At 40.3% G+C, this 8,572-nt stretch carries 6 protein-coding genes; all 6 read right to left on the reverse strand.

Features of this window, described 5'->3' with window-relative positions; translation table 11 throughout:
* Window positions 1–70: 70 nt before the first annotated feature.
* Window positions 71–1,237 (reverse strand): M20 family metallopeptidase, encoded by a 1,167-nt coding sequence (locus ABES03_RS13690; RefSeq protein WP_430117817.1) that lies wholly within the window; start codon window positions 1,235–1,237, stop codon window positions 71–73.
* 123 nt (window positions 1,238–1,360) lie between these two features.
* The gene (locus ABES03_RS13695; protein WP_430117818.1) at window positions 1,361–1,798 is read right to left on the reverse strand and encodes a BrxA/BrxB family bacilliredoxin; all 438 of its coding nucleotides are present in this window, start codon (window positions 1,796–1,798) and stop codon (window positions 1,361–1,363) included.
* A gap of 83 nt (window positions 1,799–1,881) precedes the next feature.
* Complete coding sequence (meaB, locus tag ABES03_RS13700) at window positions 1,882–3,012, reverse strand: methylmalonyl Co-A mutase-associated GTPase MeaB (RefSeq protein WP_430117819.1); 1,131 nt, start codon at window positions 3,010–3,012, stop codon at window positions 1,882–1,884.
* Window positions 3,012–5,210, reverse strand: coding sequence for a methylmalonyl-CoA mutase (gene scpA, locus ABES03_RS13705; protein WP_430117820.1), 2,199 nt, complete (start codon window positions 5,208–5,210; stop codon window positions 3,012–3,014). Before scpA ends, meaB begins: the two co-directional genes overlap by 1 nt.
* Window positions 5,191–7,092, reverse strand: a complete 1,902-nt coding sequence (locus tag ABES03_RS13710) for a methylmalonyl-CoA mutase subunit beta (protein WP_430117821.1) — start codon at window positions 7,090–7,092, stop codon at window positions 5,191–5,193. The genes scpA and ABES03_RS13710 overlap by 20 nt, the downstream gene beginning before the upstream one ends.
* 127 nt (window positions 7,093–7,219) lie before the next feature.
* Window positions 7,220–8,530: a dihydrolipoamide acetyltransferase family protein gene (locus ABES03_RS13715; RefSeq protein WP_430117822.1), complete on the reverse strand. Its 1,311-nt coding sequence runs from the start codon at window positions 8,528–8,530 to the stop codon at window positions 7,220–7,222.
* Between the last annotated feature and the right edge of the window lie 42 nt (window positions 8,531–8,572).

The raw sequence follows: 8,572 nt of genomic DNA on the forward strand, positions 1-8,572 counted from the left end.
AACACTGTTCTTTAACACAGTCAAAAACAAAAAGTACCTCTAAACAAACAGAGGTACTTTTTTGTCAGACTTATCTTAATACAATTTGACGGAATTCATTTTTCATTTTTTCAAATTCCTCTTTATTGGTGATTAAATCATAGCCCGTCATAGCAAGGGCCAGTGCGCCTCTTGCCAGAATCTGATGAGAGTTGTCTGTTACGGTTAAATCTGCAAATTCTCTTGTATGAGCAATTAACCCAGGTGAATCAAGACCAATATAAGGATGAATAGCAGGAACCACATGACTCACATTTCCCATGTCAATTGAACCGTAAGAATCCTTCGCTTTTTCAATCTTTTTAACGCCAGTTGATAAAAGATTATTTGAAAAAAGCTGGGACAAAGTATGATTCGTGACCATATTGTCATAGCTCAATTCATAATTTTCAATATGCACTTCTGCACCAGTCATCAAAGATGCACCTTTAGCAATACTGATTACCTTCTGTACAACTTCGTTTAAATAGGTACGGTCCTTTGCACGAACATAGAATTGAGCAACTGCTTTATCTGGGACAATATTGGCCGCAACCCCACCCTCTTTAATAATCCCATGTATTCTTACGTCTGATGTTACATGTTGACGAAGGGCATTGATTCCATTAAATAATTGAATAACCGCGTCCAGTGCATTGATCCCCTTTTCCGGAGATGCAGCAGCATGACTTGTTCTGCCACGGAAGTCAAATTGGATGGCATCCATAGCTAAAGAGTCCCCGCTCTCATAAGATTCATCTGCAGGGTGCAAAATCATCGCAGCATCAATGTCATCAAAAATTCCTTGTTCGGCCATCGGAACCTTTGCTCCATTCGTTTCTTCTGCTGGTGTACCTAAAACAACCACACGGCCTCCAATTTCATCTATTACTTTACTTAATAGAACCCCTGCTCCTACACTCATCGTGCCAATTAAATTATGACCACAGCCATGCCCAATCTCCGGCAATGCATCATATTCAGAAAGATAGGCGATCGTTGGTCCCTCCTTCTTACTATCATAAACAGCTTTAAAGGCTGTAGGTCGGTCTACAATTCCTTTTTCAACAGTAAAATGGTTCCCCTCCAAAAACTCTACTAAGAGTTTCATTGATTCATATTCTTGATCACCCAGTTCTGGGTGATGATATAGCTTGTCACTTATAACCCATAACTTGCTTTGAATAGTTTCTACATAGTTTTTTAATAATTCCTTCATGGTCAAATCTCCTCTTAATATGATTAAAGTTACGATTTAATTAATAAATATACACGAAAACCTGTGTTTCGACAATAAAAAAAGCCAAATCATAATGATTTGGCCTTTTAACGAATGTATATCTTATAGTTCTTCGCAATGCTTTTCAAATTCATTTTGAAGCTTTGCCATGACAGAAGTTGGGTCAAAGCCCTCAATTTGGTGTCTCTCGACCATTGTAATAATTTTGCCATCCTTTAATAGGGCAAAAGATGGTGAGGATGGAGGATAGCCAGTGAAATAGCTTCTCGCCGTCTCAGTTGCTTCCTTATCTTGCCCGGCAAACACTGTAACTAAATGATCCGGACGTTTATCGTAATGAAGGGCATGGGCAGCAGCTGGACGAGCAACCCCACCCGCACAACCACAAACAGAATTAATCATCACTAAAGTCGTGCCCTTTTGTGCAAATGCTTCTTCTACTTCAGCAGGGGTTTTTAATTCCTTATATCCAGCTGACACGATTTCTTGACGTGCCTGGTTAACAACATCATTCATAAAAAAGTTGAAATTCATACTCATTTAATATCACTCCTTCTTGTTAGTACATAACTACATCATAACAGTTAAAATATGTTTTTTCCAAATGAACTGCAATAAGTGATTCAGTTATATTCTTTACCTGATAAGAAAACATCAAACAAGGTTCCCACAGCGGAAGCTGCTGTCTTTGTTCCAGCCATAACTTCATTCTCTAATTGTGGGAGCTTTTGTTTTACAACTGGATGGTGAAAGAAGCTATAATGAAGCTGGTCAGAAATCAATGAATAGATCCAATCTCTTTGCTGTCCCTTTCTTCGTTCTGTAAATACTCCTGTATCTTTTCCAGTTTCTTCGAATTTTTGAATCACGCCCCAAATCTCATCAATACCTTCCCCGTTTACCGATGAACAAGTATAAGCTTTTGTTGCCCAACCTTTAGTAGCTGGCTGTAGAAAGTGAAGAATCCGATTATATTCATGTTTGGTCTGTTCTGCTCTTCGTTTATTGTCCCCATCTGCTTTATGGACAATGACGGCATCCGCAAGCTCCATAATTCCCTTCTTCATCCCTTGAAGTTCATCTCCAGCACCCGTCAGAACGAGCAGCATGAAAAAATCTACCATATCTCTAATGATGACCTCACTTTGGCCAACACCAACGGTTTCAATTAAGATCACATCAAATCCGGCAGCCTCACAAAGCAACATGGCTTCTCTCGTTTTTCGATGAACACCGCCAAGCTTCCCTGCTGTGGGTGAAGGTCGGATAAAGGCCTTCGGGTTTTTTGATAGGTGTTCCATCCTCGTTTTATCACCAAGGATGCTTCCACCACTTAACTTTGAGCTTGGATCAATGGCTAAAACGGCAACACGATGTCCCAAATTACAAAGGTACGTGCCGAAGGCCTCAATAAATGTGCTTTTTCCCGCCCCTGGGACCCCTGTGATTCCGATCCTGATAGACTTTCCACTTTTGGGCAGAAGTTTTTGCAGAAGCTCCTGGGCTTTTTGAAAATGTTGTTCAGAATTACTTTCGACAAGTGTGATAGCTCTAGCTAATAGACTCCTGTCGCCCTTTACTACACCCTCATAAAGTTCATCCGTTGAGAGTTCTGAGATTTTGCGTTTCTGAAAGCGGATATTTTTTTGAATGGATGCTGTTTGTCCTTCCTGCTCTTGACCTTTTCTTACAATACTTGAGCATTTATCAGGTTCGTTTGGATCGCTCCATTCCGGTTTTTTATCAGAGGTCATTATTGTGACACTTCCTCATAACCGAGTTGTGCATAAATCTCCTTTATGACTTTTTGAGCAGCCACCGGAATAATGGTACCTGGACCAAAAATTGCTGAAGCACCATGATCATATAGAAATTGGTAATCCTGAGCCGGAATGACTCCGCCAATTACCACCAAAATATCTTCTCTTCCTAATTTTCTTAACTCCTCTACTAATTGAGGAAGTAACGTTCTATGCCCTGCAGCAAGTGAACTCATTCCAACCACATGAACATCGTTTTCTACTGCCTGCATGGCTGTTTCTTCTGGTGTTTGGAATAAAGGACTAATATCTACATCAAAACCAAGGTCAGCGAAGGCGGTAGCAATTACTTTGGCACCACGATCATGTCCATCTTGACCCATTTTTGCAATCAGTATTCTTGGCCGTCTTCCTTCATTTTCAAGGAATTCATCTGTCATTTTTTGAACTTCTACAATCTCTTCCTCATTGCTAAAGGCAGTACTATACACTCCGCTAATTGAGCGAATTACCGCTTTATGTCTGCTCGCAACCTTTTCAATTGCATCAGAGATTTCTCCCAAGGTTGCTCTCACTCTTGCTGCTTTTACTGCCAGCTCTAATAGGTTTTGTTCACCTGTTTCCGCTGCGATTGTTAACTCGTCTAAGGCTGCCTTCACTTTAAGGTCATCACGGCTTGCTTTTAATCCCTGTAATTTTTCAATTTGTTTTAGGCGAACAGCCGTATTATCAATATCTAAAATATCAATTGCTTCTTCCTTTTCAAGACGGTAACGATTGACACCTATAATCGTTTCCTTACCTGAATCAATTTGAGCCTGTCTTCTGGCTGCCGCTTCTTCAATTCGCATCTTCGGCAAGCCTGTTTCTATCGCTTTGGCCATCCCGCCAAGTTGTTCTATCTCTTCAATATGTATCCAAGCCCGTTTAACTAATTCATCGGTGAGCTTTTCAACATAGTAGGAGCCTGCCCACGGATCGATCACCTGTGTGATTCCTGTTTCTTCCTGTAAGAACAATTGGGTGTTACGGGCGATTCGTGCAGAAAAATCAGTTGGTAATGCAATCGCTTCGTCCAACGCGTTTGTATGCAGTGATTGGGTATGACCCATAGCAGCCGCATGGGCTTCAATTAGTGTACGGGTAACATTATTAAATGGATCTTGCTCAGTTAAGCTCCAACCAGATGTTTGCGAATGTGTCCTTAATGCTAAGGATTTTTCATTTTTAGGATTGAATGATTTCATCATTTTCGCCCAAATTAATCTCGCTGCCCGCATTTTGGCCACTTCCATGAAATAATTCATCCCAATGGCCCAGAAAAAGGACAACCTTGGAGCAAATGAATCAATTTCAATACCTGATTTAAGACCGGTTCGTACATATTCCAAACCATCTGCCAGCGTATAAGCTAACTCTAAATCTGCTGGTGCTCCTGCTTCTTGCATATGGTAACCTGAAATACTTATACTATTAAACTTTGGCATGTATTTTGATGTATATTCAAAAATATCGGCTATAATCTTCATTGACATTTCTGGCGGATAAATATATGTATTTCGAACCATATATTCTTTTAAAATGTCATTTTGAATGGTTCCAGCGAGCTTCTCCTGACTTACTCCTTGTTCTTCGGCAGTGACAATGAAAAAAGCGAGAATAGGCAAGACAGCCCCGTTCATGGTCATGGAAACCGACATTTGGTCTAGAGGTATCCCCTCAAAAAGTGTCTTCATATCCAGAATAGAATCAATTGCTACCCCAGCTTTCCCTACATCGCCGACCACGCGTGGATGATCTGAATCATAACCACGGTGGGTAGCTAGATCAAATGCAACAGAAAGTCCCTTTTGACCCATTGCTAAATTACGACGGTAAAAAGCATTACTTTCCTCTGCAGTAGAAAATCCCGCATACTGTCTGACTGTCCATGGTCGATTAACATACATCGTTGGATAGGGCCCCCTTGTGTAAGGAGGGAGCCCAGGCAGGTGGCCCATTTGTTCAAGGTCTTTACGATCTTCTTTTGTATAAAGAGGCTTTAAACTAATTTGTTCATTTGTCTCAAAAAACAAATCATCAATGGCGACATCAATTTCTTTCTGAGCGCTCTTCTGCCATTCTTCCCTAGTCATGAATGTTTGGTTGCTGAATAAAGATATGTTTTGAAAATCAGGCTTTTGTTTCTTCAACCGTGCTCACCTCCAACTCTTTAAAAATGGCATCGAGAGTTTCATAACAATTGCTTTTCAAATGAATAAACTGCTTAATTCCTTCAGCCGTCCACTGGGACTGCTTGTCTTTTTCGGGAAGCCCAGCAAGAAAAAAAACTCGATCAGGGAATTCCGTTCTTAGGCTAGTTAAAACCTCATGCCCTGTTGTTTCATACTGTTCATTTGTACCACAGATGCAAAAACATTTCGTACCAGGAAGAGAAGAAACAAATGATCTAGTATTCTCCAAAGAAACAATTGGATCACTTTCAACAGCCTTCACTCCACCGGCAGCTAGAAAACCCTTCATAAAATCCAGCCTTGCCTTATACTCTTTTAACTCGCCAAGACAAATCATGCCTACAGATGGCTTATAGCCTGCTGCTTCTTCATAGTTCCTTGCCTTGTTTCGCAATTCTTCAAATGGCTCTGAAAGTCTTCGTTGAGGAATAGCACAGATCTTTAATAACGAATTTCCCTTTTCTTGAACATATGAATCTTTATTTTCCGACTTGAGATTTGGTACGCTTTCATCTAGATTGGCATAAACATTCGTACCAATCATACTTTGCTTCCTTGTCTGACAATCCTTATTTCTTTTATCATATACTGCGGCAATTTCCTTCTGCAGCCAGTTTGATTTTAATCCCTCAACGATGCCTCCATGGGCTTCAATTTGTTGAAAAAATCCCCAAGATTTCTCGGCAAGTTCATTGGTTAATTGTTCGACATACCAAGAACCACCAGCAGGATCAATCACTTGTTTTAACTGGGCTTCTTCTTTTAGAAGGAGTTGTGTGTTCCTTGCAATTCTTTCAGAAGCACGAGTGGAACCCGAAAGATTATTGAAAGGATCCACATGTAAATACTGTATGCCCCCAATAACTGCTGCAAAAGCCTCATTACCTGCACGAAGGAGGTTTACATGCGGGTCCTGTACAGTTTTAGTGAATCTAGAAGTTTCTGCAGAGATATGCATCCCACGATTTTTCACATTCGTTCCATAAACTTCAGCCACACGATTCCATAAAATTCTTGCTGCTCGAAGTTTGGCCATTTCCATATAGAAGTGACCGCCAATAGAGAATTGAAAGATCATTTTCGGGAAAATATCTTCCAGTTCCATTCCAGCTTCCTGAAGCTTTTCAATATAATAGATTCCTTCAGCCAATGCAACCCCGAGCTCTTGAACAGCATTTGCTCCACCATTATGATATGGCGATGTATTGATTAAAATAGTTCTTAGATTAGGTAATTTCACGCTAGATCGGACAATTGTCATCATCCAATCATTGAGAAACTCTTCTGAAATTCTGCCTTCTTCAGCAAAAAGAGCGACTGGATCCGAACCTATATAACCACAAATCGTGTCGCTGGTTCCTTTTTTCTCTCCAATTGTTTCTAGAGCTGCGAGTAATGTAGAGTGGAGACCCATGGCGTTAATGGAGAAGGGGTATTGACGATAGGATTCTCCAAGAATAGTTTCTAGCGTATCATCCTCTTCAAACAAAGACTTTGATACTTCAAAAGAAATGGCAGATTGCCCTTTATCAAAGTTTTGCTTGAGCTTTTCTTTCAATTCATCCATTGTTTGATAGGATAAACGCTGTGCTACCTTCCATTCATTAGTCAAATATCCAAGCGGGTGAATCCCTCTTCTAAAATCTGAGCCACCCGGATAATCTGGAACTGCCTGCTCATCTCCCTGAGAATAAAGCGGTTTCAAAATAATTTCTTCATATGTAGCCGTTTGTAAGGATTCAACGGTTCTTCCTTTTAACGATTTTTCTGCTTTTTCTTTCCATTCTTGTGTTGACATAAATGGAAAAGACTGATTCTTTATTTTATCCAAACTCCTCATCCCCCTTCCAAATACATAATTGAAATAAAATTCAATTAATTCTACTAAATACTATTTTATGGTACAAACAGAATTCAGGCAACAAAACAAATAACCGTCGCCTTCAATTTGGCAACGGTTATTGTTATTAGTAAATGGAAGTTGTTGATTTTGATGTATTTTCTATAATTTCCTTCACACGTTGTAAGAAACGACCGCAAACAAGTCCATCTAACACTCTGTGGTCAAGCGACATACATAAGTTAACCATGTCACGAACTGCAATCATTCCATTATTCATTACAACAGGGCGCTTCACAATGGACTCCACTTGTAGAATGGCAGCTTGCGGATAATTGATAATTCCCATGGATTGAACAGATCCAAATGATCCAGTGTTGTTCACTGTGAATGTTCCACCCTGCATATCTTCAGATCGTAATTTTCCGGTTCTTACCTTCACTGCAAGCTCCGAAATTTCACGGGCAATTCCTTTAATCGTTTTTTCATCTGCATTTTTAATTACAGGTACGAATAAGGCATCATCTGTTGCAACGGCAATCGAAATATTAATGTCTTTCTTCTGAATGATTTTTTCTCCAGCCCACATAGAATTAATTTGTGGGAACTCTTTTAATGCTTGGGCTACCGCTTTTACAAAGAAAGCAAAGAATGTTAGATTAAAGCCTTCTTTTTTCTTAAACTCATCTTTAAGAGAATTACGATAGTCAACCAAATTGGTTGCATCCACTTCCATCATAGTCCAAGCATGTGGCGCTTCATGCTTGCTGCGAAGCATATTGGCGGCAATAGCTTTTCGAATGCCAGTAACCGGGATTTCTATGTCACCAGCTTCCACTGGAATATGAACCGGTTGTGCAGATGATGGCTTTGGTGTGGATGTAGATACAGGTTGTGCTACCTCTTGCTTTTGAGGTTCAGGCTGAACAACTGCTTCTACTTTTACAGCTTCCATCCTTTGGCCAGCAACAGGGATATTTCCAGATTCAATCAATTTCAGTAAATCTTTTCTTGTAATTCTTCCACCTGCACCGGTGCCTGACACCTGGGTTAGGTCAATCCCATGTTCTTGAGATATTTTCAAAACTGCTGGAGAATAACGCGCTTTATTTCCTTGGTCAACTGGAGCTGTAGTTTCCGCACTGCTGGATGATGCTGGAGCTACCGCTTCTGTTTTAGCCTGTGGACTTTCGCCACCCTCAACTTCAATTGTACAAATGATTTCTCCAACCGCTAGGGTATCTTCTTCGTTAGCAATTAGTTCTTTAATCACACCTGTAAAGGAGGATGGGACTTCTGCATTTACTTTATCTGTCATAACCTCTGCAAGGGGATCGTATTTATTTACTTTATCACCAACAGATACTAACCATTTACTGATCGTACCTTCAGTAACACTCTCCCCAAGCTGAGGCATTTTAATTTGTTCAATAACCACTACTCAAACCTCCTATGTCTAACTCCAGCGCCTAGCCCCTCG

It is taken from the genome of Neobacillus rhizosphaerae (assembly GCF_050477885.1).
In the GTDB taxonomy this organism is placed as follows: domain Bacteria; phylum Bacillota; class Bacilli; order Bacillales; family Cytobacillaceae; genus Neobacillus; species Neobacillus rhizosphaerae_A.